This is a genomic window from Candidatus Methylobacter oryzae (genome assembly GCF_003994235.2).
GTDB classification, from domain to species: Bacteria; Pseudomonadota; Gammaproteobacteria; order Methylococcales; family Methylomonadaceae; genus Methylobacter_A; species Methylobacter_A oryzae.
This window is the reverse complement of sequence record NZ_RYFG02000040.1, coordinates 1-2,744: the sequence shown is the minus strand read 5'-3', so window position 1 is coordinate 2,744 and position 2,744 is coordinate 1. Positions and strand designations below refer to the sequence as shown.

At 52.3% G+C, this 2,744-nt stretch carries 2 protein-coding genes; one reads left to right on the top strand and one right to left on the bottom strand.

All coding sequences use genetic code 11. The features are described from left to right. On the top strand, nucleotides 1-2,269 hold a 2,269-nt coding region (locus tag EKO24_RS06285), incomplete at its 5' end, for a non-ribosomal peptide synthetase (RefSeq protein WP_143733187.1). A gap of 241 nt (nucleotides 2,270-2,510) precedes the next feature. Here the strand turns inward: EKO24_RS06285 and EKO24_RS22805 are convergent. After that, the coding region (locus EKO24_RS22805; protein WP_206667220.1) for a hypothetical protein at nucleotides 2,511-2,744 on the bottom strand (234 nt) is incomplete at its 5' end.

Sequence of the window (2,744 nt, the reverse complement as noted above, 5' to 3'; positions counted from 1 at the left end):
GCAAGGGCGGCTCGACGGCCTGTTCCCGCAAACGGCGATGCCGGTGCTCGATCTCGATGCCGAATGTCCGCCCTGGGCGGAGCGTCCGCACGGCAATCCGGATCGCCAAGGACTGACGTCCAGCCACCTGGCTTATATGATCTACACGTCCGGTTCTACCGGACAACCCAAGGGAACACTGGTCGAGCACCGGGGCGTCTGTAACCTGATTACGGATTGCAGGAAGCGCTACAAAATTTGCGCGGAAGATAGAATTTTGCAGTTCATCGCTATCGGCTTCGACGCATCGGTACAGGAAATTTTCGGCGCTTTGCTGACCGGGGCGGCCTTAGTGCTGCGCGGCGACGATTGGATAGCCGACGCAACGAAGTTTTGGGCGCTGTGCGAAGAAAATCGTGTTTCGCTTGTGACTTTGCCGACGCTGTTTTGGCAGCAATTGGTCCAGGATCGGCAGGCCGTCATCCCGCGGTCTATCCGCCAGATTATTTTCGGCGGCGAGGCTGTCAGCAACAACATGCTGGCGGCCTGGTTTGAACGCACCAGCTATCGTCCTAAATTGTTCAATGAATACGGTCCGACTGAAACAACGGTCAAGGCTACCGTTCATGAGCTGTCGGCCGACTCATTGAGTTGGCAATCCATTGGCCGTCCTATCGCCAATACCCGGACTTATATTCTTGACGCTAATAAACAGCCGGTTCCGATCGGTTTGATCGGCGAGCTTTATATCGGCGGCGCCGATGTTGCCAGAGGCTACCTGAATCGGCCGGAATTGACCGAGGAACGCTTTATGGCCGATCCGTTCACGGAAGACGCTAAAGCGCGCATGTACAAAACCGGCGATCTGGCGCGATGGCGCGCCGACGGCACGATTGAGTTCCTGGGCCGCAACGATTTCCAGGTCAAAATCCGGGGCTTCAGGATAGAGCTGGGCGATATCGAGGCCAAGCTGGCGGAGCATCCGGCGGTGCGCGAAGCGGCGGTATTGGCGTTCGACGGCGGCGATGGAGACAAACGCCTGGTCGCTTATTTGGTGCTTATGCCCAAAGGGCATAAGTCTAGTTTGAACAAAGAAGCTGCTCAACTCAGCTTTAAGGACAATGTCATTCCCAGCCTTGCTGAGTTACGCGATTTTCTTAAGAAAAAACTGCCCGATTTCATGGTGCCTGCTGCGTTTATGTTCATTGATGCGTTGCCGGTCACGCCGAACGGCAAGCTTAACCGCAAAGCCTTGCCGGAACCCTTGGATGAAGGCTTATCCTTGACGCATAGCGGTCCTCGTAACGACATCGAGCGCAAACTGGCCGATATATGGAAAAACTTGCTGGGCCTGAAAAATATAGACATCCAGGATAATTTTTTCGATATCGGCGGCTATTCCTTGTTGGCGGTCAAGATGTCTACCGAGATTAATAAATTGTTCGCTATCGAGTTAGCGATGGGCGCAATTTATCAACACCCGACAGTCGAGGCCTTGGCCGAGATGATATCGTCCAAACAACAAAAGCCTTCATGCTATTCCGTTGTGCCGATCCAAACGGAAGGGGCAAGGCCCCCGCTATTTGCGGTTCATACATTAACGTTACTGGATTTGCCCCGCCATTTGGGCAAGGATCAGCCGCTTTATTTTTTACGATACGGCATGGCGGCCGAGATTGGCGATCGTCCTATCAGCTTACCGTTATTGGAAGAACTGGCCGGCCACTATATTAAGGAAATGCAACAAATACAGCCGCGAGGGCCCTATTACTTGATGGGATTTTCTTTCGGCGGCGTGATTGCCTATGAAATGGCCAGGCAATTGCAAGCCGATGGCTTTCAAGTGAACTTAGTGGGATTACTGGACACCTACCTGAGAATGGAAACCCGGTTATTGCCTTTAAAGCGGATTATCCGCAACGTTTTCAGGCAAACTCCAAAGCAACTTTTCAAATCGGCCAGAAATAAGATGACGGATCTGGCTACGTTTTATAAGTACGGTACGGATTTCTGGCCGCATATTTATACGTCGGCTCCCGACCAGGCTTGTCACGGCAGTTATCAACCGAAAACGTATAGCGGCCGGGTCGTTCTATTTCAGGGGCGCACCGAAGAAGGCAGGATTTTTAGCTATGTCCCGCCGGAATACGCATGGAGAAATCTGCTGGGCGACAGGTTGGAAGTCAAACATTTGCCAGCCGTGCATTTCGATATATGCCGGGAGCCTCACGTCAAACTCCTGGCTGCAAAATTAATAGCCTGCATGGATAGGGAAATTAACGGTAAGTGACGTATAGCGGGCCGTTCGGCGGCTTGGCATTACACTCTACTAGGCGTTTCTACTAATAGTACAAATAGAGCTATTCCTATAATCTGGACTTGTTTTTTCTAGTTCCCAAGCAGGAGCTTGGGAACCGGTTTAAGGGTTTTATTTAAATCCTGATGTTACGCAGTTAATAGGACTCGTACTGATTTAAGAGGTCGCTACCGCGACGGATTATTTGAATCGGGGTCTCGCCCCCGAAGGCGAGTTACTTTCTTTTGCTCCGCCTCGGCAACCGCTCCTGCGTTGCTAAGTTACAAGGATGTGGTGAATGCAGATATTGCATAAGACCATGGATGGTCTGTAGTAGAGCAACGCAGGAGCAGTTGCCGAGGAGCAAATAGCTGTCCTTGCAGTCGAAAAGAAAGTAACCAAAGACCAATCCGCCGGGAGCGGATTGGGACGCCAACGGCGCACGAAGTGCGAGCGCCGGGAGGGCGCG